The following is a 25,247-nucleotide window of genomic DNA, read 5'->3' as shown; positions in this document are numbered from 1 at the left end:
CTGGTCAGGTCAATGCAAGTCAGGGCAGACTGATCGTGATGTTGGCGACTTTGGGCGCCAGTTTGATGATGTCAAAGTAGTCTCCGAGCGTGGTGTTGGTGTGCTGCGCCAGGGACCAGTTGAGTGTGGCGTAAATCGCCACGGCGAACAGGGCGAACGCGGCGCCGACGATCCACAGCGGGATCTCCGCGCGCATCAGGTGTTTGATGCTGTCCGGGGATTTCCAGTGCGGTGCAAACTGCGCCCGCTTGCCTTTCAGGTGGGCAATTTCCTTGTCCAGTGTGGCAATCAGGTAATTCAGCTTTTCTTTACTCTCCAGCATGTACTTTCCCTGGAAGCCAGTCAGCAGGCACATGTAAAAAACTTCAAGCGTCTCCACGCTGGCAGCGCCGCGGTGCCGGACCGTCTCGAGCTCGCTGTAGAAATGTTCGCCGGCCAGCTGGTCGCCGAAGAGGATCAGCTGCAGCGGCGAGCGTTCCCATTCGTCGCGGATGGGAGAGTCGATCGACAGGATGGTTTCATCGACGGCCGCGCAGAAGGCATATTTGGCCGCGTAGATATCATCGACCGAGACATTTCTCTGCCGGGCGGAGCGCTCGAAGCTATCGAGCAGGCGGCGTACCTGTGCCGCGAACTGGGCGGCGTCACGCGGTACGTAGCGGTTTTTTAACAGCAGCAAGAGGTAGAAACCGTCGTGCAGCATGTCGACCAGGGAGCCCTTGGCGTGGCTGGAATCCGGGCGCAGCGGGGTGCCTTCGGCAAACAGTGAGGGCGCAATGGTATTGATTTTCATTGGGTGACGGCGATCAGTTCGAGGTTGATGTTCTTGAAGACGGCGGGAACATAAATCATGATGGCATGGGCAGCGACCATGCGTTCATACAGCGGGCCGTGCGGTTCCACCGAAAAATAGTAGCAGCCAGGGCGCACCGGAATCGAGGCCGGAACCTGGGGCGCGGCCATCAGGCGCACGCCAGGCATCGCCGAGGAGACGATTTTTTCGACGTCGTCAGGTGCGCCAATCTTGATCCGTTGCGGCACGGCCTCGACCAGTTCCGCAGGCGGCATGTCGGCGGCGACTGAAATATAGAACGCCGCATTGCTGGTGACTTTTTCCGAATCGATGCGCCCCAGATGGAATGCGGGCTTGGTTTCAGTAAGCGCAATATTGAAGTAGCGCGCCGAAATGACGGTCTCGATCAGCTCGCGGATGATCTGGTCGAGCTTGAAGAATTCCGGGCCGGGACTGGCGTGGTTATAGACCGGCAGGTCAGCCAGCGTATATGCCTTGGAAAACGTCAGCAGTTGACCGGCCAGCGTCAGAAGTTCATGGAAAAGACGTTCCGGGTGCAGGCCAGGATGATGGTAAAGATGCTGCAGTGAAGCGCAAGCGGTATTGACCGTATGCAGCAGCCAGAAGGAGGCGATATCTCCCGAGCGGAATTCGACGATGTTTTGCGACGGCTCGCGATGGTAGCCGTACAGGGCCTGCGCCTTGGCTTGCAGGATTTCCATGAGCCGCCGCACCATCAGGAAAATGTGCGGCGCTGCCTTGATCGACAAGGACGGCGGTACGAATCCTTGGTCCAGTTCAAAGCCGCCGGAACTGTTGGAGCGCACGCGTGCTACAGGAATTGAGATGGTCTGCTCGCGGTTGTCGCGTTCCGACATCAGGCGCAGCGATTTCTTCAGTACCGAGACTTCCGATTCGATGGCATTGGTGTACAGGTCCGGCGCAACTTCTTCCTGCTGGTAGTAGCGCAGCACCTGCCCGGCAGTTTCCCGCTGTGTGGAAAAATTCGGCCCAAAATCGCGCAGGTAAGGCAGGGCAACATAAAAAATCAGGCCATTGCCTATGTTCTCAATCTCGGCCAGGTTGACTGGCGGCGGCAATTCATCGCTGCCGGGCGCGTTCACCAGTTCGCCGTCGGGCAGGATGGCGCCCAGGTCGGTCACGCGAAGTATGCCGGAGGCCAAAGCGTCGGTATCGATTTTCAGTGAGCGAATGCCCCACAGGTACGGATGCGCCGCACGGCTGAACTCGGTCAGGCGCGTCTCGTGATAGAGGTCCTGGCGCTGGAAATGCTGGGGCCGCAGGAACAGGCCTTCGCCCCAGAGGATTTTCGAAAGTGGATTCATTGTCTGCGTAGTGGAAGTGTCGGGTTTGTCGAAGGTGTCATGATTTGCAACGGGCTGTCGAGAGCAGGGCGCTCTCATTGAGTGTCATGCCCACCGGAGGCGTGGTCGTCGCGGTCATGGCGCAGGCATGCAATCCGAGGGTTATGCCGTTCTTTTCAGAGTCCGTAGTGGAGAAGACAAAGCGCCAGCGCTGCGCACTGGGCTGGCGGTATAGCGCGACCGCACCCAGATAGGGAGACTCCGAGGGGACTTTTTCCTTCAATTCCCGGATTTCGCCTGGAGAAAGGATCATTTCCCGGACCTCCAGCAAATCCTGGCCAAATGCTGATTTTTCACGCTCCGGATTGCCGAAGGCGGTATAGGGCGTCGCCAGGAATGCATTGCGATCCCTAAGCTTGTAGACACGAAAGACGGTGGAAAGCCCCTGACCATCCTCGCCGGCATTCAGGTCGCGTGACGTCTCCAGGCGAAGCTGGATATTTTTCGGTGGGCGCGGGGCGTTCGGGTCATCCTTTTTGACGCCCATCGCCACCAGTGCTTTTTCAGCCAGCGCATCCGCTGCAACTTTTACAGCCGTGCTGCATCCCGTGAACAGGGCGCAGCTTGCCAGTAGCCACAGCATTGCTACGGCATGAAGGCTAGGTGCGATCTTGTTAGTTCTGTTTTTCACCCAACATGCTCCGGCTTATTTCGTTTCAATTATGGCAATTGAAGAAAAGTAAAAAAATATAAAAATATCAATTGTCTTTTAAATAATGTTTCGGTTAGTATAGCTGAACTGTTGTAGAAATAATAATATTTAAATTGAATAAAAAACAATTTAAGTTGATTGAAAAACAATTCGCGGTTCAAGCGTCGAAGTATGTGCCTTAGGGCTATATCGCAGAGCAATTATTGAAAGGGAGTAATTTATGGGTACAAGCAGCATCACTGCCGGTCTTGCAAGCATCAGCCAGCGTCGTCTTTTGGCAATTGCCGCGTTTAGCCTGAGCCTGTTGTCAGGTTGTGCCACGACGGCCAGCGTCGGCGCCGACGGGCAGCCAAGCATTGAGCCATTGATGGGCCAGGCCGAAAGTGAATTGGCCAAGGGCCGGCGTGACCAGGCGATCGCGTTGCTGAACCAGGCTGCCAAGGAAAGCCCGACGAATGTTGCTCCCTGGTTGAGGATGGCGAACATCTGGTTCGATGACGCCAACTATCCGTCCTCGATCCTCGCCGCCAATGAAGCGTTGGCCCGCGATGACAGTAACCAGGAAGCCAAGAGCCTGCTGGTGGTATCCGGACTGCGCATTGCCGCCAAGGCGGTGCAGGGCCTGGTGCCGCACAACCCGGTGAATCCGAATGCGCGCCAGGAAGCCGAGAACCTGACCAAGTCGCTGCGCCTGGCGCTCGGTGAAAAAGTCCTGGTGCCAGCCGAATCCGATAAGCCGGCAGCACAGGCGCCACGCGCCCGCAAAAAGGTGACTGCCCGCATGCCTGCCGCGGGCAAGGCTGATGCAACGCCGGTGGCGGTGGCAGCACCGGCCGCAGCGGTTGCCCCGGCAGCCACCCCGGCAGCTGCATCCGCACCTGCACCTACGGTTGCAGCAGCGCCAGCGGCCGCGCCGGTGGCGCAAAAAGTCAGCGCCTCGGTCCAATCAAAGGCTGCTGGCCCGGCAGATCCGTTCAAGTCCCTGAAATAAACAATTCACCTGGTTCCACACTGATCCTTATCTGAAAGCGATTCGCCATGGCTAAAAAAGAAAGCGTACAAAAGCGACTGCAAAGAGTGCGGCCGCCACGGGTCCAGCTCACCTATGACGTTGAAATCGGTGACGCCATCGAGCAAAAGGAAATTCCCTTTGTAGTCGGTGTGATGGGCGATTTTTCGGGCAACTCGGCAAACCCGGTGCCCAAGCTGAAAGACCGCAAATTCGTCAATGTCGATATGGACAACTTTGACGATGTCATGGAGGGCCTCGCGCCGCGCGCCGTCTTCCGTGCGCAAAACACCCTGAGCGACAAGGGCGGCGAATTCGCCGTCGACCTGACCTTCAAGTCCATCGACGACTTTCGCCCGGAAGCCGTGGTGCAGCAGGTCGAGCCGCTGAAGAAGCTGCTCGAGGCGCGCACCAAGCTGTCGGACCTGCGCAACAAGTTGGCCGGCAACGACAAGCTGGAAGACATCCTGAACGATGTATTGAACAGCACCGAAAGCCTGCAGCGGCTGGGCCAGGAAACCAAGCGGGAGGAAATCTGAGATGGCACAAGCACAAGCCCTGAATACGGTCGATTACGCAGAGAACAGTACCAGCCTGCTTGACCAGGTGGTCAGCGAAAGCCGCGTGGCCCGTTCCGATACCGAGCGCGCCCGTGCGCGTGACCTGATCGGCGAACTGGTAGCGCAGGTGCTGGATGGCACTGTCGTCATGTCCAGCAACCTGTCCGCCACGCTGGACGCCCGCGTTGCAGAGCTGGATAGCCTGATTTCGAAGCAACTGAGTGAAATCATGCACAACGCGGAATTCCAGAAGATCGAAAGCACCTGGCGCGGCTTGCATTACCTGTGCAAGCAAACCTCGACGGGTGAAATGCTCAAGATCAAGGTGCTCAATACCACCAAGAAAGACCTGGTGCGCGACTTCAACAACGCCATCGATTTCGACCAGAGCGCACTGTTCAAGAAAGTCTATGAAGAAGAGTTCGGCACCTTCGGCGGCGCGCCTTTTGGCGCCCTGGTCGGTGACTTCGACATCAGCCGCCAGCCCGAAGACATGTATTTCATCGAACAGATGTCGCATGTCGCCGCCGCTGCGCATGCACCTTTTATCAGCGCGGCGTCGGCCGAGCTGCTGGGCCTGGACAGCTTTGCCGACCTCGGCAAGCCGCGCGACCTGGCCAAGGTGTTCGATACGCTCGAATACGCCAAGTGGAAGTCATTCCGCGAATCCGAAGATGCGCGCTATGTCGGCCTGACCGTGCCACGTTTCCTCGGCCGCCTGCCGTACAACCCCAAGGAAGGCACCGCCACCGAAGGCTTCAATTTTGTCGAGGAAGTCGATGGCACCGACCACGGCAAGTACCTGTGGGTGAATACTGCGTATTCGTTCGCGGCGCGCCTGACCAACGCGTTTGAGCACTATGGCTGGTGCGCAGCCATCCGTGGTGTCGAGGGCGGCGGCCTGGTCGAAGACCTGCCGACCCATACCTTCAAGACCGACGATGGTGAAGTCGCCTTGAAATGCCCCACCGAGATCGCCATTACCGATCGGCGCGAGAAGGAACTGAGCGACCTGGGCTTCATCCCGCTGGTGCATTGCAAGAACACCGATTATGCCGCGTTCTTTGGTGCCCAGTCGGCCCAGCGCGCGAAAAAATACAACACCGATTCGGCCAATGCCAATGCCGTGCTGTCGGCGCAACTGCAATACATCTTTGCGTCCTGCCGCATTGCCCATTACCTGAAATCGATGATGCGCGACAAGATCGGCAGCTTCGCCGCCGCCTCTGGTGTCGAGCAATTCCTGAACAACTGGCTGGCCCAGTATGTGGTCATGGACGACTCTGCATCCCAGGAAGTCAAGGCGCAATATCCATTGCGCGAAGCTTCAGTGGCGGTCTCCGAAGTGCCAGGCCGGCCTGGCGTGTATCGCGCCGTGACCTTCCTGCGGCCGCATTTCCAGCTCGATGAACTGAGTGTGTCGTTGCGCCTTGTCGCCGAACTGCCGCAATCGGCGAAATCGTAGTTGTCCGTAGCAGAAGTACCCCTCGAAAGCACGATATTTGTGCCACTTTTACATAAATAGGAGCCAAGAAGAATGAAAGATATTTACCTGAAGTTCGATGGTGGCGATACCAAGATCGAAGGCGAATCGCGTGACGAAGCCCATCCAAAATGGCTGGAAGCACTGTCCTGGAGCCACCTGATCCGCCAGCCGAAATCCGCCACTGCCAGTACTTCGGGCGGCCATACTGCCGAACGCGCCGAGCATGGCGACATGGTCTTCCTGAAAGATATCGACTCGACCAGCCCATCCCTTTGGCTGGCTTGCAGCCAGGGCGACACCTATAACAAGGTGACCATCGATTTCATGCGCGCCAACGGCAAGGAAAAGGTCAAGTACCTGGAAATCGTCCTGAACCACGTGATCGTGTCTTCGGTGATGCCGACCGTGCAGGGCGAAGGCCTGCCGACGGAAACCGTGACTCTGAAGTACGCATCGGTCAAGTGGACTTACACCGTCCAGGGTATCGATGGCAAGAAGGGCGGCAGCAATCCGCAAATGTGGAGCCTGGCGAAGAACAAGGCAACCGAAGCAATCTGATCGGTCTGGCTTTTGTTGTAGATGCAGTTGCGGCGCGCATTCCGCGCGCCGCAATCTTTCAGATTTTCAGAGTGCACCCATCGCATGTTCACAGCATCTGCCGCCAAGGCGAAATATTCTCAGACCCTGTTCGACCGGCTTGCCGACAATGCGCCGCGCGAGGCGGCGGAGCGCCATGCGTTGCGCCTGATTTCAGCCGAAGAGTTGAAGGAGTCTGTGGCGCGCGACCTCGAAGCCATGCTGAATTCGCGCTGTGGCTACGGCGATGATGCCTTTGACGGTTATCCGCAGGCTTTGCAGTCCATGTGCAGTTATGGCATGAACGACTTTGTCGGCCGCAGCCTTGCCAATCCCGCTGACCGCAGCTTCATCTGCCGTTCGCTGGAACGCACCATCGCCATCCATGAGCGGCGCCTGAAGCAGGTGCATGTCACGCTCGAAGTTGATGACAAGACCGTCAACCGTCTGAAATTTGCGATCAACGCCATGCTGGTGGTGCATCCGTCGGCGGAGCCGGTCTATTTCGATGCCTTGCTGCAGCCGTCCACGCTGCAGTATTCGGTCAACAAATCCAGGCGCACAGCGCAGCTCTGATATGGAATCGCTGCTGCCCTACTACGAGCGGGAACTGACCTACCTGCGGCGTCTTTCCAGCGATTTCGCCAAAAAATACCCAAAAGTCGCCGGGCGCCTGCTGTTGTCCGGCGAAACCTGTGACGATCCGCATATCGAGCGGCTGATCGAATCCTTCGCCTTCCTGGCCGGGCGGATCCACAAAAAGCTCGACGACGATTATCCCGAAATCACCAATTCGCTGCTGGAAGTGATTTACCCGCAGTATTTGCGGCCGTTTCCATCTGCATCGATCGCCTGCTTCAATTGCGGCAATGCAGCTGCCCAATTGACCCAGTCGGCCCGTATTGCGCGCCATACGATGTTGAAGACTCGGCCCGTCAAAGGCGTGGCATGCCGTTTCCAGACTGCCTATGACGTCGATATCTGGCCTTTGCGGCTCGATAATGCCGTCTTTGAAAATGCCATCGAAGTGCCCGGCCTGCGCGCCGGTGTCGCGCAGGCGGCCAGCACGGCGATTCGACTGGATATTGCCGCATTGTCGGAGCAGGCAGGGCTGGACGCCCTGGCGCTTGGCAAGATTCGCTTTTTCCTGAACGGCGAGCCATCGGTGGTATCCATGGTGCGTGAAGCCCTGTTTTCCAAGGCGGTCGGCATCTGGGTCAGCCACGCGGGCAGTGCTGAAAAAATCGAATTGCCGTTGTCGGCAATCCGCCCGGTGGGCTTCGCCGACGAAGAGGCGCTGGTGAGCCAGGATGCCCGTTCGCACCGCGCCTACCAGCTGTTGCTGGAGTATTTTGCCTTCCCTGAAAAATTCAATTTCGTCGATCTTGACCTCAGTTCCCTGAATGCTCGTCTGCCAGCGGGCACGCGCAAGATTGAACTGCAGATTGGCTTGGCGCGAACAGGCCAGGCGTACGCTGGCAACGGTTTGCTGGACCGCATCAGCACAGACAATTTCGTGCTTGGATGCACACCCGTCGTCAACCTGTTCAGCAACAAGGCCGAACCGATCCGCATTACCGGCACGTCGAGCGCTTATCCGGTGATTGTTGATAATCGCTTCCCGAAGGCCTACGATATTTATGCGATCAGCCGCGTAGCGCGCGTGCAGCAAAGCAGCGATTCCGAGGAAATCTGCGAATTCAAGCCGTTTTATTCCTTGCGCCATGGCGAAGACCACAATGGCCCGGCACGCTACTGGCATGCCAGTTATGTCGACGAAGGCGAGGAATCGAGCTATCCGATGGAAATTTCGCTGGTCGATTCCGCCCTGGATCCGCAGCGGCCGCAAATCAATACCCTTAGCCTGGACCTGTTGTGCACCAACCGCGACTTGCCGTCGCAGCTGCCATTCGGACTTGCCGATGGCGACCTGTTCATCGAGGGCGGCTCGATCGCCAGGACTATCCAGCTTTTGCGCAAGCCTACCCGGACCTACCGCTTTCCGCGCGGCCGTGGCGCCCAATGGCGCCTGATTTCCCATTTGTCGCTGAATCATTTGTCGCTGTCGGGGCAGGGCGTTGAGGCAGTCCGCGAAATCCTGAATTTGTACGATATTAACCGGGCGCCCGAGAACAGCCGGCAGGTCACCGGCATCGTCGCAATCGAGCAGGGTACTGCAATGGCGCGCATGGCTGGCAACCCGTTCCCGACTTTCGCGCGCGGCATGCAAATCCGCGTGGTGGTGGATGAAACGCACTACGCAGGCATTGGCCTGTTCATGTTCGCGCAGATACTGGACCATTTTTTCGGACTGTATGTACACGCCAACAGCTTCACTCAACTAAGTATCGTATCCCGGCAAACCGGACAGGAATTGATCAAATGCGCGGCGCGAAACGGCGAATCGATCCTGGCCTGATTGACCAGCTCAGAGACGAGCCCTACCGCTTCGAGTTCTTCCAGGCGGTAAGGCTGCTGCTCGCCCATTACCGTGAGGAAGATGGTGAGCAGAATGATCTGGACCTCCTTGGGCAGGTAATCCGCTTTCGCAATTCGGTATCCCTTAGCTTTCCTCCAAGCGAGATCGAGGCCCTGGAATTCGAAGCACCGGCCGTTGCCGAAGCCAGTGCCATTGACGCGGACAAGGGCCCGCGTTGGCGCCGTCTTGGCAAAGTGACGCTGACGCCGTCGTTTTTCGGCCTGACCGGGCCCATGGGCGTCATGCCCAGGCACTACACCCATTACGTCGCCGAGCGCGAGTTGTATCACCGCGATACGGCGACGCGCGCCTTCCTCGATATTTTTTCAAGCCGTGCGGTCGCGCTGTTTTACCAGACCTGGCTGAAATATCGGCTGCACCTGCAATATGAGGCCGACCGTCGCAACCATTTCCTGCCGCTGGTACTGAGCCTGGCAGGCTTTGGCTTGCCGGGCATGGGACAGCGCCTGGCGGGCGGGCAGCAAGGCATCGCCGATGAGTCGCTTGCCTATTATGCAGGTGCACTGCGGCAGCGCCCGCAATCGGCGCAGGGATTTTCACGCGTGGTGGCGGACTATTTTCGCGTCCCGTGCAAGGTCGAGCAATTCGTCGGCCAATGGCTGCAGTTGCCGCGCCACGAACTGACGACACTGGGTGGCGCGAACGCCGCGCTGGGCGTGTCGACATTTTGTGGCGAGCGGGTCTGGGACCGCAATACCCGCGTCCGCCTCATCGTCGGGCCGCTTCGCAAAGCGCAATTCGAAGAGTTTTTACCCGGGAAGAGCGCAGCGGCCAACCTGGAACGATTCTTCCAGTTGATGATGGGCGCAAGCCATGACTGCGAACTGCGCCTGATTCTCGACAAGCGCGATCTGGTGCAGGCCACGCTCGGATCTCCTGGCAGCAACACCCGGCTAGGTTGGAACGGCTGGCTCGGCAAGCGCCAGGCAGCCACCGATTCCCGGGAAGTCGCGTATCTCATTGGCGCAGGCAGCAGGCAAGATTAACCCTTTTACCCGGCAACCGTTATGACAACCAACCTCAAAGTACTGATCGGAAAACTCAATGGCACCTGCCGCAAGGCGGCGGAACAGGCGATCAATTTTTGCGTCGCCAGGGGTCATTATGAAGTCGAACTCGAACATTTTTTTCTCGCGCTGCTGGATAGTCAGCAGAGCGATTTTTCCTTGTTATGCCGCCGTTTCGGCATCAGCGCAGCGGCGCTTGAAAAGGACTTGCAGGAGGAAATGGCGCGCTTCAAGTCGGGCAACGGCCGCACGCCGGTATTCTCGGTGCATTTGCCCAGGCTGTTCGAGCATGCCTGGCTACTGGCGTCGCTGGAAAGCCAGGCGTCGAGGATTCGCAGCGGTCACCTGCTGCTGGCGTTGCTGACGGAACCGGAGCTGTCGCAACTGGCTTACCGTGGCTCGAAGCTGTTTGCCCGCTTCTCCGTCGATGAGCTCAAGCACAAGCTGGCGGAATTTACGGCGGATTTTCCGGAAGCAGGAGAATCGGTCAGCTTGCGCCAGGCGAACGATGCCGACGCGCTGGAGTCCGGCACCACGGGCGACAGCCAGGACGGCCTGCAACAGCCAGGGATAAGGACTCCGGCGCTTGACCAGTTCACCACAAACCTGACCGAGCGTGCCCGAGAGGGAAAGATCGACCCGGTGATCGGCCGCGATGCCGAAATCCGCCAGATGATCGATATCCTGATGCGGCGACGCCAGAACAACCCGATCCTGACGGGTGAAGCGGGAGTGGGAAAAACTGCGGTGGTCGAAGGCCTTGCCCAGCGCATTGCGGCGGATGACGTGCCGGCAGTGTTGCAGGGCGTTGCGCTGCATGTGCTCGACCTCGGCTTGCTGCAGGCCGGCGCAAGCGTCAAGGGAGAGTTCGAAAACCGTCTGCGCAACGTCATTGATGAAGTCAAGCGCAGCGCCCATCCGATCATTCTGTTTATCGACGAGGCGCACACCATGATTGGCGCGGGTGGCCAGGCGGGCCAGAACGATGCGGCCAACCTGCTCAAGCCGGCGCTGGCACGGGGCGAGCTGCGGACCATCGCGGCCACGACGTGGAGCGAATACAAGAAATATTTCGAAAAAGATGCAGCCCTGGCGCGGCGTTTCCAGGTAGTGAAGGTCGAGGAGCCTTCCGAGCAGGTGGCGTGCGCGATGCTGCGCGGCATGGCTGACCACATGGAGCGCCATTTCAAGGTGCGCGTGATGGAGGAGGCGATCGTCGAGGCGGTACGCTTGTCGGCCCGTTATATCAGCGGGCGCCAGTTGCCGGACAAGGCCATCGGCATTCTTGATACCGCGTGCGCACGCGTGGCATTGGGACAATCGGCAACACCCGCAGCCGTCGAGGACGCGCGCAAGCGGGACGAGGCGTTGTCGCTGGAAATTGTTGCGCTGGAAAAGGAGTTGGCAACCGGTGCGGCGCACGCCGGCCGCCTGGGCGAACTGACGGCCGCACGCCTGGCACTGCGCGAGCGCCTTGCCGAAGATGAATCTCGCTGGGAAAAGGAGAGAATCCTGGTTGCGCAAATCCAGGCATTGCGTGCCCGGCTTGAAGACGTGCAGCGCATGGCGCCGGTCGCACTGGCAACAGGCACCGACGGCCCGGCGCCGCATTCAAGGCGCGATGCCGGAAAGCTGGCAAGCCTGCAGGAGCTTGCACGCCTGCAAAAGGAGCTCGACGCGTTGCAGGGCGAATCGCCCCTGGTGCCGGTGTGCGTGGATGGACAGACGATTGGGGAAATCGTTTCTGCCTGGACCGGGATCCCGCTGGGGAAAATGGTGAAGGACGAAATCAAGACAGTGCTGAATCTGCAATCCCTGCTGGAGCAGCGGGTGATCGGCCAGTCGCATGCCCTGGCGCAGGTCGCGCAACGGGTGCGCACGGCACGGGCCGGCATCGAGGACCCGAACAAGCCCAAGGGGGTATTTCTGTTTGTCGGGCCGTCGGGCGTCGGCAAGACCGAGACGGCCCTGGCGCTGGCTGACGTGCTGTATGGCGGCGACCGCAACCTGATCACGATTAACATGTCCGAGTACCAGGAAGCGCATTCCGTCTCGGGCCTGAAAGGCTCGCCCCCCGGTTATATCGGTTACGGCGAGGGTGGCGTGCTGACGGAAGCTGTGCGCCGCAAGCCTTACAGCGTGGTGCTGCTCGATGAAGTGGAAAAGGCCCATCCGGATGTGCTGGAGCTGTTTTTCCAGGTATTCGACAAGGGCGTGCTGGACGACGCCGAAGGCCGCGAAGTCGATTTTCGCAATACCATCATCATCCTGACATCCAATGTCGCCACCCAGGCGATCATGCAGGCTTGCCTGAACAAGGCAGCTGACGAGTTGCCGGACCCGGACGCGCTGGCGGAAGCTATCCGGCCGCAATTGTTCAAGGCATTCAAGCCCGCATTCCTTGGGCGGATGAAGGTGGTACCGTTCTATCCGCTGCCGGACGATATCCTGGCGCAGATCATCCGCCTGAAAATCGGCCGCATCCAGAAGCGTGTCGAGGAAAATCACAAGGCGTCCTTCAGTTATACCGAAGACGTTGTCGACGCTGTCCTCGCAAGGTGCACCGAGGTGGATTCCGGGGCGCGGAACGTCGACCACATTCTCTCCGGCAGCATGCTGCCGGAAATTGCCGAGACGGTGCTGGCGCGCATGGCTGAAGGAAAGCCCATCCGCAAGCTGAAGGTTGGCGTGAATAAAAATAACGACTTCAGCTACCGCGTCAGCTAAGCCGCCCACGCGAACGTCTCTGGTAAGGAAACCCAAAATGAACATGCAAGTCGAAGCCATACTCGAACCCATCTCGGCAACATCGCTGTGCGGTGAAGATCTCGCCTATTCGCCTGAATTCGACCGTATCAAGGAGGCCAGGCGCGAAGACGATGCCAGCATCGAATACGGTGAATGGCAGACTGAACTGAAACAGGCGGACTGGCCAGCCGTCGTCAGGGATTGCCTGCAGTTGCTGGGCAGCCGCAGCAAGGACCTGCGCCTGGCCGCATGGCTCACCGAAGGAATGGTCAAGACTTCCGGCCTGGCTGGACTGGCACAGGGCATGGAGCTGGCGGGACGCCTGATCGAACGGTTCGGCGGGCAGATTCATCCGCAACCGGAAGGCGGCGACCAGGAACAGCGTATCGGCAATATCTCCTGGCTGGTGATGCGCATGGCGCAACTGGTCAAGCAGATTCCGATCACGCAGTCAAAAGCCGGCCAATACAACCTGAATGACCATGAATCGGCGCGCATGCTTGAAACCCAGCTGCAACGCGATCCGGAATCGGTCACCGCAGACCGGGTCACACTGGAAAAATTCGCAGCGGCTGCCGCCAAGACCGATAAAACGCTATACGTGCAGTGGCTGGCCGATAGCACGCGCTGCCAGGCTGCTCTGGGCGAACTCAAGCGTGTCGCCGATGCCCTGTTTGGCCAGGATGGGCCGACATTCACGCCCTTGTCTGAAAGCCTGGACTCGGTGCATGACCGCCTGCAGCGAATTGCCCGCGAACTCGGCATCATTTCTGCCGACGCGTCTTCGCTGGACGGCGAAAATGGCGATGTATTACCGGAAAGCGTGGACGGCATGCCGGCGGCAGGCAGTCGCGGCCCCATCAGGAGCCGGGCCCAGGCACTAGAACAATTGCGCCAGGTCGCGGAGTTTTTCCGGCGTACCGAGCCGCATAGTCCGGTGGCTTATCTCGCCGACAAGGCGGCGCAGTGGGGCAACATGCCGTTGCATGTCTGGTTGCGCAGTGTGCTGAAGGACCAGGGCAGCCTGTCGCATCTGGAGGAACTGCTGGGGATGGAAGGGCAGGCAGGGCGCGATTGAGGCAGCGCCGGCTGCCCGGAGTTATTCCCTCGTTTACTGGCTGACGCGGAATTCGATGCGGCGATTGCGTCGGCGACCATCGTCGGAGGCATTTGACAGCAGCGGCTGGTCAGGACCCATGCCGCTGGTGGCGATCGATTGCGGCACCAGTCCCTTGGCAACCAGGTAGGTCTTGACCGACTCGGCACGGGACAGCGACAGGGCGACATTGCGCACACGCGTGCCGGTGTCGTCGGTATGGCCGATGATATCGATCTTTTTCGACTCCAGGTTTTGCAGCGCTTGCGCCATTTCGTCGAGGATGCGCTTGCCCGATTCCGTCAATAAAGCGCTGCCGTTCTCGAACTCGATGACGCGATTGGCAAGCGTCTGGTCCAGGACGGCCTGGCTGGAGGCCGTTACGCGCAGCCCATTGCGCACGGTATAGGTCGGATTGAGCGAGCCGGCGATACCGCTGGCAAGGGATTGCCGCGTCGCTTCACTGGAAACCTCCCCCCGTACTGCCACCATGCTGCCATCGACGGCGAGCTGCCCTTTGTGTATGGATTTGAGGTTGGGGTTGATGAGCTTCTGGACATGCTCGGTCCAATTGGCCGGCGCCACGACGTTGCCGACACTGATCTGGTCGACAACCTGTCCAGTCCCGTACACTTCCCGCAGGCGTGCCAGCAGTGCTGCCTTGGTCGCTTCGTCGGGCACCGCGCCTGAAATGACAACGCGCCCAACTGGCGTCGCCGGCTGCGATGCCGCTGTGGCCTGGTTTGTCGATGCCGTTTGCGCACTCGCGTGAGCTGCGTAAAAAAGGCACGCCAGAACTGCTGTGGTGCGTAAAGCAATATGCTTCATCTTGCGGGTCCTGTCTGGAGCTAACGATATGGGAGAGTTCATGGTCGTGATCTATAGTCCGGCGAAGCACTGGCGAAAGGTTTGCACTACTTGTTGCAAGGCCAGGTCGCCATGGCTGAGGTAGCTCGACAGCTTGATAGTGCTGAGGTCCTGCATCGCATATTCGTCAACCCAGGCCGACTGGCCGATATCGATCAGGCATTCTTGCGCGGCTTGTTCGTCAAACAGCGCCCGGTAAATATTGGGTGGTACGCCGTTGAAGGTGACGATCAATTTTGGATTGCCGAAGTGGTTGCAAGAAAAAATACTGATTTCAAACTCGGCACGCGACAGGAATGTGGCAACCAGGTCGAGCCAGAACGATTTGGCCAGCGCCAGGCATGAAGCGTCTCGCGGCAGCGGCAGGGACAGGCCTTTTTGCGGCGGCACGCTGTAGGCGGTGAGTACCGGTTGCAGCAGGTACCCCAGCGCCAGGATCATTTGCTGCAGCGTGCTGTTGCCTTCGCCAACGCCCAGGATGGAAGTCATTCCATCCAGACTGGTGGACAAAAGATGGCGCTCGTACGCTACCGTGATTTTGGGCCAGTCGACGTCCGGATCGAGTGCGACGTCATTCAGGCTGGCAAGCACGTCGCCCGCATCCTGTGTTCGTACGGCATGTTGCACGAGGCCGCGCAAGTGGCTGGCATGCCGTTCGAGCGCAAGCGGGCTCAAAGGCATGAATGCCAGCGCATCGTCGAGCTCGAACAGGGTGGCGGCAATGAAGGGGAAACGCCGCGACGAAGCGTCGCTGCTGGAGATCAGCTGGCCGCAGATGGCGTGTTTCTTCCGTGTCCCGATGAAGAGGAATTCAATGGCGCCGGCACTATCGTAATAGTTTTTCCAGGCCGGCTCGGCCAGCAGCATTTCCATGCCTTGGGCGACCCAGTTGTCGATCAGCGAAATGACCTTGATACCGTTCGCACTCTTGACGAAATCGCCCCGGGCCGGAATTTTCCCGAAGTAGAGGGAAGAGGGGTTCTTGAGTTGCATGCCGGTATGCGAATTCATGAGCGCACCTTGGCGGCGGCTTGGGTTTCAGCGTCCGCAGTCGCCGGGTCCTTGCCCACCACGCTAGATGGCAGGGCCAGTCCGCGCAAGCCGGTATCGGATGCGCCATTCGCGCCCGAGGTATTGCCTGGCCGGGCGTCGCTGATCAGCCTGAAGCGCAGCGCCACGTGCTGGCCCGCGCCTTCCCACTGCATCTGGAATACGCCCTGATCAAGTTTCTTGCGCTGGGCGGCATTGATCAGCTTTTCCAGGCCGAATTGCCCGGGGAAATTGGCGATATCAAGCATGCGGCCATCGGCAGTCAGTGCGGTGATTTTCGCTCCCGGCTGGCCTTGGGCGTTCGGCCAGGTGAAGGTATTCCATTCCTGCTGGCCATTTCGGTAGCGCATGGTTTGGCCGTCAATTTCCACAGTGTATTCGACCAGGCCTGGCGTCGGGATCGGCTGCAGCTGGAAATTGGTCTGCGCCGGGCCTGCCGCGGCGTTGACTCCGGCGCTTCCCGCAGCGCCACCTTGGGCCGCGACATAGCGAGAGAGATTTGCCGAAAACAGCGGGTTCAGGCGCACCCCCATGTCCGCCCATGTGCGGGTCGCCAGCGTGTCGCCGCGGCGGATCACCAGCGGTCCCATTGCAGTTTGCACGTATTTGGCAATTGCGCCATCCGGCCCGAACATCTGGGCAATTTCGCCGGGCGTTGCTTCTATGCGCGAATCGGCGGCAAAGGGGTACTTGGTGGCCAGGGACTTGCTGAATGGTTCATAGACCTGCGCCAGCCAGGTGCGGTTGAGTTCCTGTTCTGCCGGCGTAACAATTACGGCGAAAGCCTGCATCAGCGGCCGCACCAGCAGCGGACGGATGGTGGCGCGCTCGGCGGGCGGCATGCCGGTCAACATGTTCTCATCGATGTATTTCAAGGCATCGGCCAGTTCGGAACCATTGCCATCCATGGTGGATTGCATCAGTTGCCGGCTGGCCGGGCCGAAGTCGCCGGAATTCTTGATCTGGTTGAAGCGCGTGCGTACCTTGGATAACTGTTCCAGATAGCCCTTCATCAGCGACAAGTCCTTGTTCTCGCCGCGCGCCGCCACCAGGTTGGCGATGGCGGCGAATTCCTTGCCGATGACGCCCGTTTGCCTGGCACCCTTGGCGGCGCCGGGCAATTCCAGTTTTACCTGGCTCGGGGTCTGGCGCAGAATGGCTTCGCGGAACCAGTCCATCAGGCCGCGCCGTGCGCCTTGCAAGCCCTGGTCAACCAGCGAGGGATTATCCCAGGAGGTTTCGCGGTACAGGGATTGCAGCAGGCTGTTGATAGGCGAGGTCTGGGGATCTCCCAGTGCATTCATGTGTTGGACTGCATTTTCGAAGGAGGTGAAATCCCTGATCAGAATGCCTTGCATGAATTTTTTCCATTCATTGGCGTAATCGGCCTTGTACAGGCGCACCAGTTCCTTCTGAATTTGCTCGGGGCTGCCTTCCAGCGAGAGATCGTCATTGGTCGAGGTTTTCAGCACCCAGTCGCTGCTTTGTAATTCCCTGGTGCTGGCATCCTTGATCGCACTTTCTACATACTGTTCCCAGGCATCGCGGGTAAATGCGCCCGAAACCGCGTGGCTGCCGGCAACGATTTCCTTGTTTTGCTCGCCGACGATATCGACCACGGTCACAATCGGGAAACGGGTGGCGGCGCGCATGCGGATTTCGCTATAGACCCTTTCCCGGGCAGGCGTACCCTTGACGACCGTACGCAGGTTCTCGCGCGCCTGATCGACTAGTGCCAACTTGTTGTCGATAAGGGGGAAGTCAGGCTGGCCGGCTTGCGCGAGATAGAATGAAATCAGCTTTTCGGCGTCGCGAATGATCTGCTCGCGCGAGGCGTTGCCACGGTTGTTCTCCAGCCAGTTGCGCCAGAAGCGCGTCAACTGGTCGTTCAGGTGGCCCGGCTCGACGCGCTCTCGATTGCCCAGCATCAGGTAGGTTTTCAATGCGTTGTAGGCATCTTCGGCATTGGTGGGAACCGCATCCTTGTAGAGCGTGGCGCTGCCGGCATTGCCTGCGCTGGCGGCGGTCGATGCCATGACGACGCCTCCTCCATTCCGGGCGGGCGTGTGCAGTTTGCCGGCATTGGCATTGACTTCGGCGAGGAATGATTCGAGGTTGCTTGCCACCGGCGCCAGCATGACCTGTTCCAGGCCCTTGAAGTATTCGGCGCGCAGCTTGTGTTCGATGCGCTCGCCCTGGTACAGGCCAAAAGCCATCGACAGCGGGTGATCGCTGCGGTATTGCTGTAACTGTTGCAGGCGGTCCTGGAGTATGCCGAGCGCTTCCAGGCGCGAGGCGAGGTCGAGGCGGTTTGCCTGAATCTTTTGTGCCTGTTCCAGGTCGGCCTGGATATTGGCAACATACTGGCGGTTGCTCATGTACGACCAGCTCCAGCCGCCCAGCGCCAGTCCGAGCACCAGCACGGCGCCATAGAAGGCGGCATAGCGCATGCGGATCTTGCTGCGACTGGCGTATTGGCGCACCAGGTTGCGGTCTGCGAAAATGACAGACGAGAAGAGATTGCGAAGGAAGAATCCGGTATTAGAACTGATGCTGGCAGTCAGGCGCCGCCCGGCCGACAAACCGAATTGCTGGACGATGCGCTCGCCGGTGGCATGGGTAGCAACACCTTCCTGGATCGCGCTGGTAAAGTAAAAGCCGCGGAAGATCGGCTTGAACTGGTAGGGATTGTCTTCAAATAGGGTGGCGATGAAGGTCCGCAGGTGATGCTTGATGCCGATAAATTCGAGCGGGAATGTCAGGACGCCGGGGCTCATGCCGTCGCTGCGATTGAGCGACATGCGGGTGGTGCCAAGTTCCTTGACGCCGTCGGCCAGCGTATCGAAATGCTGGTCGAACAGGCTGACTGCGTTGGCACGGCCATCGGTATCGTAGGGCAATGTGGCACCCCAGACGCGGCTGCGTTCGTCCGCATCGGAGTCCTCGAAAAAGTCGACAAAGCCGGCAATCAGGTCGACCTTGGTGAACATGACATAGACTGGCGCAAATAGCTCCAGCTTTTCCGTCAGTTCCTGGACGCGCTGACGCAGTTCGCGGGCCAGCGTGATCGTGAGGTCAGGGCGGTTGCCGGTCAGTTCGGCGATGCTGGCGACGATGACGATGCCGTTGATGGGCGCCTTCGGGCGGTATTTTTTCAACAGCTTGAGGAAGCCGAACCATTCGTTGCGGTCCTCTTCCTGCACCGCGTAGCGGCCGGCAGTATCGAGCAGGATGCCCTCGGTGGTAAAAAACCAGTCGCAGTTGCGCGTGCCGCCGATACCCTGTATCGCCTGGCCGCCCTTGTCCGAAAACGGGAAATTCAGGCCGGAATTGAGCACGGCGGTGCTCTTGCCCGCCGCCGGGTTGCCGATCACGATGTACCATGGCATTTCGTATAAGGCCGCGCTGCCAGTGGCCTGGCCCAGCTTGGAATTCTTGATCGTATGTACCGCTTCCAGCAGGCGCTTGCGCAGCATGTCGATTTCCTGCTTTTTTTCCTTGGGCGCCGCCTTGACGGCATCTTCTGTCTGGCTGGAAAACATGCTGGCCATGGCGTTGCTCTCACGGCGGGCGATCGTCCACCTGATCACCAGGTAGGCAATCCAGATCAGCACCGCGATGGACCAGCCCGCGAACACCCATGCCATTTCGACGTCGAATGTAAAGCCCAGTACGTAAATGGCGGCCAGGACAAACAACAGCCCTGCTGCAGAGACGAAGCGCGCGTCACGGAAAACAGAAAAGAGTCGATTCATTTAATGCGATCCCATCAGCAAAAATAGTGAGTGTGGAAGCACTGCTGAGCGCTGCCGTTATGCTGGCAGCGCATCGTCGTTTGCCGGCAGCAGGACGGCGGCTGCGCGTTCGAATGCGTGGCTGACATTGAAAACCAGAACCGGTTGCCCGGCAGATTGGGCTTGCGCTATGCCGGCGACCCAGCCACCGGCGCTGGACGCTGCGCCGATATGGCCGCAGGTTTCGTTGACGGCGAGGCGGTTGGCGATGGCGTCAAGCTGGGGCGTATGCTGCAACATGGCGCCGATACATTCGAGTACGCGGCTGCTGCGGTGGTCGGCATCACAGGCAATGGCGCTGATGGCTTCACCAGTCAGGTTTGCGGCGTCGAGCGCGGCACCGGTGGCGGCTCCCAGGCTGACGTGTGAAGGCCTGGCGCCGTCATCGGCCGATGCGGCGCGCCTGCAGGAGGCGACACGCTGGAGAATGCATGCGGGCTGCTGCAGGGCAAACCGCAATGCTTTCTGGTTTATGCACAGTATGGCGAAGGCGGCTTCGCCCGGCATCAGCCCATGTGGGCGGTGACTGCGAAATAACCTTTTTTCGCCTTCCAGACGTTCGGTGGTGGCAGGGCACAGGCCGGAATCCGCGGCAAGGATCAGCAATGCGCCGGCGGCGCCGGCTTCACTGCGGAAACGCTCGGCCAGCAGAAGCGGGGTCGCATCGTCTTGTGCGGAAATGGCTTCGACATGGCGATCTTCTGGGGCGACAGGCAGCGTAGTGACTGTCCGATTCAGCCAGTCGAGTGCCTGCCGTTGCTCGTCAGGCGTAAACTCTGCAGGTGTCACCAGTTTGATTTGCAGTCGCAGCCGTGGCTCCGGCGACATTGTGGCGGGATCGCTCCCCCGCAGTGTCGCCATGCCAGTTCCGGCCGCGGTACCTTCGAGTGCGGGTGCCGCGATCGGCCAGTCCACTTCTACTTGTTCCATCAGGCGCGACAGCAGGCTGAGGGTACGCGAAAAGGCCGCACTGTACAGGGTGTCGTCCTGTGGTTCCTGCAAACCGGCATCGAGATCCCGGATGCGGGCGGCGAACAGGGGATAGCCATCCTCGTCCAACAGGTCATGGTCCGGGAGGGGCCGCAGCGTTTTGTCGATCAGCGCCTGGCGGAAATCGTCCAGGTTGCTGCCTGCGCTGGTGAGGCACCAGGCAGCCAGTATCGGCAATCCCGGGTGCCTGTTATCTTCGCTAAGCGTTGCGCTGTCACTGGTTCCGTTGGCGGGTGTGCTGGCTGGCGCCGGGAGACTGGCCGAATGTCGGCAGCGATACCATTGAAATGCGCCGATTCCCGCCAATAGTGTGATCGGCAGGACGATCAGATGGAGTACAACTTCCTGTTGGCTGACCTGGTGTTGGGTCGATTGCCACCACAGAATTACGCCGGCCCAGATTGCGCCGACGACGATCAGGACGAGCAGAGTCCACCTGAATATTCGGCGCAGTCGGGATTGAGAGGAGGGCAACTGTGGCATCGGATTCGCTTGATACGGCCGTACTATTCGGTATTCGTGGGGACCTGCGTGGCCACCAGTGATGCGCCACATGCGGTCAGGTCGCCATGGCGCGCTGCCGGCATGCCATCGATGATGACACTGGCATCGCCTGTCGCAATGACAGTGGTCCCGCCGTGGCCCCTGAGCGGGCAGGTGACCTTGTCGCCAACCCGTGCTATCCGTCTTCCGTTCGTATCGGTGGCAGCGGCGCCGCCAATCACGGTGCCGCCATGGCTGGTGCTATCGCCAATGACGATGAGAGGTCTGGTCATGTAAACCCTGTAAATTATCAAATAATTAATTAAATGATAATTTAAACATATCAAATTGGCAATTAATTTCCATGCTTACGATTAATTGTTCCAGCTTTTCGCAATTCGACGTGCCCGAAATCCATCATTTTCCAGCGTCCGCCCCAGACCAGTCCCACAGACTCGGCGTATTCGCCGTAAAGCCGGTAGCCTTCCATTGCCCAGGGGTCTTTTTCGGAAATCACGAGCTTGCCGCCACGGATGAAGGCACTATCCGCGGCCAGTCCGTACTGATGGAAGCTTTGATAGGCGCCCGCGTTGGTCACACTGCTGCCGAGACTTGCAAGGTAACTCTGGCGTTCCGGACTGCGGTAACCTTCCAGCAACGCCATGGCGTAGCCTTTTTGCGCCATCAAGTGAAACACTGTGAGCAGTCGTTGGCGGAAGTCCGCATCGAGAAGCATCCATTCGCGGCTTGCCCCGGCCAGGTTTTGACGGACGGCCTCGACTTCGCGTGTGACGAAGGCTTCCGGAGGCAAGGGCGGCGGCGGTGAAAGCTGTTCACCGCGCAGTAATGCAAGAATGACCGGGTCGCCGTTTTGAGGGAAATCGTCATAAGCGCGCAACGCCCGTGATGGCTGCAACAACAAGCTTGCGGCAACTGGCACGACCAGGATTAATACGGCAAGCAGAAGCTGCCATTTGTGCGACTCCAGCGTTCTGGAAACGGTGCCGAAAGCCTTGTAAAAGCGCCCGCGAGTGCGCTGGGCACCTTGCCCGAAGCTGTTGCCGGCTCCGGCGAACGTCTGGGCGAGATTTACGCCAAATCGTTCCAGCTGTTGTTGGAATGATTGACGGCGCCGGGAGTCGAGCACCAGCCATCCGCCGATGGCAATGATCAGCGCGTAAGCGGTTACCAATGTGAACAGTAGGCCATTTGATTCCTGCATGACTGGGCGTCGGATTTTCGAAAATAGTGAAAGTATTGCAATTTATATCACATTAATGTTATAAGGATGATAATTAATCAAATTGAATGTTTTCAGGATTGATGATGCAATCACCATTGACCGGGAACGCCACCCCCGTAACACCAGGCAGGCCATCCCTCTATATCGAGCCGACGATGCAGCTAAGCGCGACAGAGAGCGGCAGTATCCTGGGCGGACTGGAGTCGGCGCATCCGCGCATGAATGCACGTGGAACTTTCATTGCCACATCGGCGCTGATCATTGTCGGACTGGCCGGATGGATAATGACGCAGCCTGGCCTGGATACTGACGCAACCAGGAATACGGCGCCGTTGGGCGTTGCTGCAGCAAATGCGCCAGCAGCCATTGCGGTTGCACCGGTCGTGGTATCCGGGGGGAAGGCGCCTGCCCCGATCATTGCGGATGCCGGCGCGCCAGCCATGCCATCCCCGCCCGAAATGGCTTTTGCGGCACCAACCCAGGCAGAGCCGCTCGCCGCGCCTGCAAGCCGGGTGGCGCATGAACAGAGCCTGAGCGCCAGAGAAGAACTGGTACCCGCGGCCGCAACCTCGGCACCAGTGCAGCCGCCCCCGGTTGCCCCGGCTGTTTCGGTTGCTGGCGGACCTGCCATCGCCGATCAGCCGCAGCGGGCGCCTGCCGCAGCATCGCCTTCAGAGAAATCGCAATTGGCAGTCACGGCGCGTCCGGCAACAAAAGTCGCCGCGACGGAAAGCGCCCAGTCCAGTGTTGCAACCAGGCCTGCGGCCATGGTTGCAACGGTCAAATCCGGAGAAAAGGATGGCGATGTCGAATTGATCGCCGCCTTGCTCAATCGCGTGTCCGGCAAGCCCGATGCGCTTGCCGGCGAGGTGCCGCGCAAATCCAGGCCGGATGAGGTGCGCAAATCGACGCCATCCACGACCCAGAAAAATCCCAGGAAAGGTGCCGGTCGCCGCGAGTCCATTGGCGCCAGGCCGGTGGATACGGCTCAGGCGCAGCTGGAACGTTGTAACACCTTGGGATTTTTTGAGGCTGAAATGTGCCGACTTCGTGCGTGCACAGGACGCTGGGGCAGCGACCCCGGCTGCCCGGAATATGCGCAAAACAGCACTGTGGCGCCCTGAAAAGGCAGCCGCGAATTGCCGTCTGGTTCAGCCCGGCTGCAGCGCCATCGTGGTGCCTGCCATGCTTGTGGCGACTGCTTCCGCAACCCGGATGCCGTCGATGGCCGCCGACATGATTCCCCCCGCATAGCCTGCGCCTTCGCCAGCGGGGTAGAGTCCGACGGTATTAATGCTTTGCAGGTCATCATCCTTGCGCTTGATGCGCACCGGCGATGAGGTGCGCGTCTCCACCCCGGTCAGGACGGCGTCGCGCATGGAAAACCCCTTGATCTGTTTCTCGAAGGCTGGCAAGGCTTCGCGGATCGCGGTGATGGCATAGTCCGGCAAGGCGGTGTCCAGATTGCACAGGTGCACCCCGGGTTTATAGGACGGTTGCACCTCGCCGAATTCGGTGGAAGGACGGTTGGCCAGGAAGTCGCCAACCAGCTGGCCCGGCGCATCATAAGTGCCGCCGCCAAGTTCAAACGCGCGCGATTCCCATTGGCGCTGGAATTCGATGCCGGCCAGCGGGTGATTGCCGGAAAAATCCGCCGGAGTGATGCCCACCACGATGCCGCTATTGGCATTGCGCTCGTTTCGCGAATACTGGCTCATGCCGTTGGTGACAACACGGTTGGGTTCCGAGGTTGCGGCAACCACGGTCCCGCCTGGGCACATGCAAAAGCTGTAGACGGCACGCCCGTTTGCGCAGTGGTGAACCAGCTTGTAATCGGCGGCCCCCAGCAGCGGGTGGCCGGCGGAGGGGCCGAAACGGGCGCGGTCGATGATCGATTGCGGATGCTCGATGCGGAAACCGATCGAGAATGGCTTGGCTTCCATGTAGACGCCGCATTCATACAGCATCTGGAATGTGTCGCGCGCGCTATGGCCAATCGCCAGCACGACATGGTCGGACGCAATGTATTCTCCATTGGCCAATACTACGCCGCGCACCTTGCCATCGTTCAGGTCGAGTCGGTCGACCTTGCTTTCAAAGCGGAATTCCCCGCCAAGCGCTTCAATGTTGGCTCGCATCAATTCCACCATCTTTACCAGGCGGAATGTCCCGATATGTGGTTTATTAATGTAGAGAATTTCCGGCGGTGCATCGGCTTTGACGAATTCATTCAAAACCTTGCGGCTATAGTGTTTGGGGTCCTTGACCTGGCTGTAGAGCTTGCCGTCGGAAAAAGTCCCGGCGCCACCTTCACCAAACTGGACATTCGATTCGGGATGCAATTCACGCTTGCGCCACAGGCCCCAGGTGTCCTTGGTGCGCTCGCGCACGACCTTGCCGCGCTCCAGAATAATCGGCCGAAATCCCATTTGGGCAAGGACCAAGGCCGCGAAAATACCGCAGGGGCCAAAACCGATGATGACCGGCCGCGTGGCCAGTCCGGGGGGCGCCTGGGTGACGAAGCGATAGGACGTATCGGGCGTAAGGCCGATATGCCGGTCGTTCTTCATGCGTTTCAATACCGCGGCCTCGTCCACCAGGTCGATATCCAAAGTGTAAATGAAACTGATGGCGGATTTTTTGCGAGCATCACTGCTGCGCTTGAAAGGGGTAAAGCCGATCAAATCCTTTTCCGCAATACCCAGGCGTTGCAGTATTGCCGCTTTAAGGTCGGCATCGGAATGATCAAGAGGAAGTTGCAGATCGGTAAGTCGCAGCATGAATAGTGTTCTGAAACGCGTGCAGCCAACTTAAGCAGCGTTCATCGAAAGCAAAAGAGAAAGAGGCGCTATTTTACTTGATCAACTTTACGCAGGGGGTTCTGCCAAAATGCGGCCAATTCCTTTGTAGAACGGGAATCAGCAAATTTTGTTGCGAATTTCATCATTCGGCACGCGATAGCGCTTCCAACGAGTGCCCAAACGGGCAAAGTCCAAAGCATGGTATGT

At 59.2% G+C, this 25,247-nt stretch carries 20 protein-coding genes; 10 read left to right on the top strand and 10 right to left on the bottom strand.

From position 1 onward, the window contains the following. Window positions 1–19: 19 nt before the first annotated feature. The 3 genes from icmH to tssJ are packed head-to-tail and all read right to left on the bottom strand — an operon-like array spanning window position 20 to window position 2,761. Window positions 20–793 carry a type IVB secretion system protein IcmH/DotU gene (icmH, locus tag EKL02_RS10535; RefSeq protein WP_241687688.1) on the bottom strand — a complete coding sequence of 258 codons (774 nt, stop codon included), beginning with the start codon at window positions 791–793 and terminating at the stop codon, window positions 20–22. Continuing rightward, window positions 790–2,139 carry a type VI secretion system baseplate subunit TssK gene (gene tssK / locus EKL02_RS10530; protein WP_128902007.1) on the bottom strand — a complete coding sequence of 450 codons (1,350 nt, stop codon included), beginning with the start codon at window positions 2,137–2,139 and terminating at the stop codon, window positions 790–792. Before tssK ends, icmH begins: the two co-directional genes overlap by 4 nt. Before the next feature lie 37 nt (window positions 2,140–2,176). Beyond that, window positions 2,177–2,761, bottom strand: a complete 585-nt coding sequence (tssJ, locus tag EKL02_RS10525) for a type VI secretion system lipoprotein TssJ (protein ID WP_164932012.1) — start codon at window positions 2,759–2,761, stop codon at window positions 2,177–2,179. A 289-nt stretch (window positions 2,762–3,050) separates the two neighbouring features. On the opposite strand from tssJ, the gene EKL02_RS18175 reads away from it, so the two are divergent. The 9 genes from EKL02_RS18175 (at window position 3,051) to tssA (ending at window position 13,794) form a co-directional block, all read left to right on the top strand. After that, entirely contained in the window at window positions 3,051–3,821 is a 771-nt protein-coding gene (locus EKL02_RS18175; protein WP_164932011.1) for a tetratricopeptide repeat protein, read from the top strand. A 47-nt stretch (window positions 3,822–3,868) separates the two neighbouring features. Then, window positions 3,869–4,378: a type VI secretion system contractile sheath small subunit gene (tssB, locus tag EKL02_RS10510; protein ID WP_128902003.1), complete on the top strand. Its 510-nt coding sequence runs from the start codon at window positions 3,869–3,871 to the stop codon at window positions 4,376–4,378. A gap of 1 nt (window position 4,379) precedes the next feature. Beyond that, complete coding sequence (gene tssC, locus EKL02_RS10505; RefSeq protein ID WP_128902002.1) at window positions 4,380–5,864, top strand: type VI secretion system contractile sheath large subunit; 1,485 nt, start codon at window positions 4,380–4,382, stop codon at window positions 5,862–5,864. Window positions 5,865–5,936: 72 nt separating this feature from the next. Further along, the gene (locus EKL02_RS10500) at window positions 5,937–6,443 is read left to right on the top strand and encodes a type VI secretion system tube protein Hcp (RefSeq protein WP_128902001.1); all 507 of its coding nucleotides are present in this window, start codon (window positions 5,937–5,939) and stop codon (window positions 6,441–6,443) included. A gap of 84 nt (window positions 6,444–6,527) precedes the next feature. Beyond that, the gene (tssE, locus tag EKL02_RS10495) at window positions 6,528–7,037 is read left to right on the top strand and encodes a type VI secretion system baseplate subunit TssE (protein ID WP_128902000.1); all 510 of its coding nucleotides are present in this window, start codon (window positions 6,528–6,530) and stop codon (window positions 7,035–7,037) included. A gap of 1 nt (window position 7,038) precedes the next feature. Continuing rightward, window positions 7,039–8,880: a type VI secretion system baseplate subunit TssF gene (tssF, locus tag EKL02_RS10490; protein ID WP_128901999.1), complete on the top strand. Its 1,842-nt coding sequence runs from the start codon at window positions 7,039–7,041 to the stop codon at window positions 8,878–8,880. Next, window positions 8,844–9,947 carry a type VI secretion system baseplate subunit TssG gene (gene tssG, locus EKL02_RS10485; protein WP_128901998.1) on the top strand — a complete coding sequence of 368 codons (1,104 nt, stop codon included), beginning with the start codon at window positions 8,844–8,846 and terminating at the stop codon, window positions 9,945–9,947. The genes tssF and tssG overlap by 37 nt, the downstream gene beginning before the upstream one ends. 21 nt (window positions 9,948–9,968) lie before the next feature. After that, a complete protein-coding gene (gene tssH / locus EKL02_RS10480) occupies window positions 9,969–12,695 on the top strand; it encodes a type VI secretion system ATPase TssH (protein WP_128901997.1) in 2,727 nt (908 codons plus the stop codon). A gap of 37 nt (window positions 12,696–12,732) precedes the next feature. Continuing rightward, entirely contained in the window at window positions 12,733–13,794 is a 1,062-nt protein-coding gene (tssA, locus tag EKL02_RS10475) for a type VI secretion system protein TssA (protein ID WP_128901996.1), read from the top strand. 33 nt (window positions 13,795–13,827) lie between these two features. Here tssA and EKL02_RS10470 read toward each other — a convergent pair whose 3' ends face one another. The 6 genes from EKL02_RS10470 to EKL02_RS10445 form a co-directional block, all read right to left on the bottom strand. After that, complete coding sequence (locus EKL02_RS10470) at window positions 13,828–14,640, bottom strand: OmpA family protein (protein ID WP_128901995.1); 813 nt, start codon at window positions 14,638–14,640, stop codon at window positions 13,828–13,830. A gap of 51 nt (window positions 14,641–14,691) precedes the next feature. After that, entirely contained in the window at window positions 14,692–15,690 is a 999-nt protein-coding gene (gene tagF, locus EKL02_RS10465; RefSeq protein ID WP_128901994.1) for a type VI secretion system-associated protein TagF, read from the bottom strand. Next, complete coding sequence (tssM, locus tag EKL02_RS10460; protein ID WP_128901993.1) at window positions 15,687–19,484, bottom strand: type VI secretion system membrane subunit TssM; 3,798 nt, start codon at window positions 19,482–19,484, stop codon at window positions 15,687–15,689. Before tssM ends, tagF begins: the two co-directional genes overlap by 4 nt. A gap of 57 nt (window positions 19,485–19,541) precedes the next feature. After that, on the bottom strand, window positions 19,542–20,690 hold the full coding sequence (locus EKL02_RS10455) for a hypothetical protein (RefSeq protein ID WP_128901992.1): 1,149 nt from the start codon (window positions 20,688–20,690) through the stop codon (window positions 19,542–19,544). A 329-nt stretch (window positions 20,691–21,019) separates the two neighbouring features. Then, window positions 21,020–21,289: a PAAR domain-containing protein gene (locus EKL02_RS10450; protein ID WP_128901991.1), complete on the bottom strand. Its 270-nt coding sequence runs from the start codon at window positions 21,287–21,289 to the stop codon at window positions 21,020–21,022. 62 nt (window positions 21,290–21,351) lie between these two features. Next, window positions 21,352–22,218 (bottom strand): M15 family metallopeptidase, encoded by an 867-nt coding sequence (locus EKL02_RS10445; protein WP_128901990.1) that lies wholly within the window; start codon window positions 22,216–22,218, stop codon window positions 21,352–21,354. Window positions 22,219–22,322: 104 nt separating this feature from the next. Here EKL02_RS10445 and EKL02_RS10440 point away from each other — a divergent pair, with 104 nt between their 5' ends. Further along, complete coding sequence (locus EKL02_RS10440) at window positions 22,323–23,363, top strand: hypothetical protein (RefSeq protein ID WP_128901989.1); 1,041 nt, start codon at window positions 22,323–22,325, stop codon at window positions 23,361–23,363. A gap of 27 nt (window positions 23,364–23,390) precedes the next feature. Here the strand turns inward: EKL02_RS10440 and EKL02_RS10435 are convergent, their stop codons facing one another. Beyond that, entirely contained in the window at window positions 23,391–25,019 is a 1,629-nt protein-coding gene (locus EKL02_RS10435; protein ID WP_128901988.1) for an NAD(P)/FAD-dependent oxidoreductase, read from the bottom strand. Window positions 25,020–25,247: the final 228 nt, after the last annotated feature.

The organism is Janthinobacterium sp. 17J80-10 (assembly GCF_004114795.1).
Taxonomy (GTDB): Bacteria; Pseudomonadota; Gammaproteobacteria; order Burkholderiales; family Burkholderiaceae_D; genus Paucimonas.
Note: the sequence above shows the minus strand (reverse complement) of the source record. Positions and strands in the feature narration are given on the sequence as shown.

Coding starts and splice junctions, on each gene's coding strand:
- icmH (WP_241687688.1), bottom strand. CDS start 793: ATGAAAATCAATACCATTGCGCCCTCACTGTTTGCCGAAGGCACCCCG.
- tssK (WP_128902007.1), bottom strand. CDS start 2,139: ATGAATCCACTTTCGAAAATCCTCTGGGGCGAAGGCCTGTTCCTGCGG.
- tssJ (WP_164932012.1), bottom strand. CDS start 2,761: ATGCTGTGGCTACTGGCAAGCTGCGCCCTGTTCACGGGATGCAGCACG.
- EKL02_RS18175 (WP_164932011.1), top strand. CDS start 3,051: ATGGGTACAAGCAGCATCACTGCCGGTCTTGCAAGCATCAGCCAGCGT.
- tssB (WP_128902003.1), top strand. CDS start 3,869: ATGGCTAAAAAAGAAAGCGTACAAAAGCGACTGCAAAGAGTGCGGCCG.
- tssC (WP_128902002.1), top strand. CDS start 4,380: ATGGCACAAGCACAAGCCCTGAATACGGTCGATTACGCAGAGAACAGT.
- EKL02_RS10500 (WP_128902001.1), top strand. CDS start 5,937: ATGAAAGATATTTACCTGAAGTTCGATGGTGGCGATACCAAGATCGAA.
- tssE (WP_128902000.1), top strand. CDS start 6,528: ATGTTCACAGCATCTGCCGCCAAGGCGAAATATTCTCAGACCCTGTTC.
- tssF (WP_128901999.1), top strand. CDS start 7,039: ATGGAATCGCTGCTGCCCTACTACGAGCGGGAACTGACCTACCTGCGG.
- tssG (WP_128901998.1), top strand. CDS start 8,844: ATGCGCGGCGCGAAACGGCGAATCGATCCTGGCCTGATTGACCAGCTC.
- tssH (WP_128901997.1), top strand. CDS start 9,969: ATGACAACCAACCTCAAAGTACTGATCGGAAAACTCAATGGCACCTGC.
- tssA (WP_128901996.1), top strand. CDS start 12,733: ATGAACATGCAAGTCGAAGCCATACTCGAACCCATCTCGGCAACATCG.
- EKL02_RS10470 (WP_128901995.1), bottom strand. CDS start 14,640: ATGAAGCATATTGCTTTACGCACCACAGCAGTTCTGGCGTGCCTTTTT.
- tagF (WP_128901994.1), bottom strand. CDS start 15,690: ATGAATTCGCATACCGGCATGCAACTCAAGAACCCCTCTTCCCTCTAC.
- tssM (WP_128901993.1), bottom strand. CDS start 19,484: ATGAATCGACTCTTTTCTGTTTTCCGTGACGCGCGCTTCGTCTCTGCA.
- EKL02_RS10450 (WP_128901991.1), bottom strand. CDS start 21,289: ATGACCAGACCTCTCATCGTCATTGGCGATAGCACCAGCCATGGCGGC.
- EKL02_RS10445 (WP_128901990.1), bottom strand. CDS start 22,218: ATGCAGGAATCAAATGGCCTACTGTTCACATTGGTAACCGCTTACGCG.
- EKL02_RS10440 (WP_128901989.1), top strand. CDS start 22,323: ATGCAATCACCATTGACCGGGAACGCCACCCCCGTAACACCAGGCAGG.
- EKL02_RS10435 (WP_128901988.1), bottom strand. CDS start 25,019: ATGCTGCGACTTACCGATCTGCAACTTCCTCTTGATCATTCCGATGCC.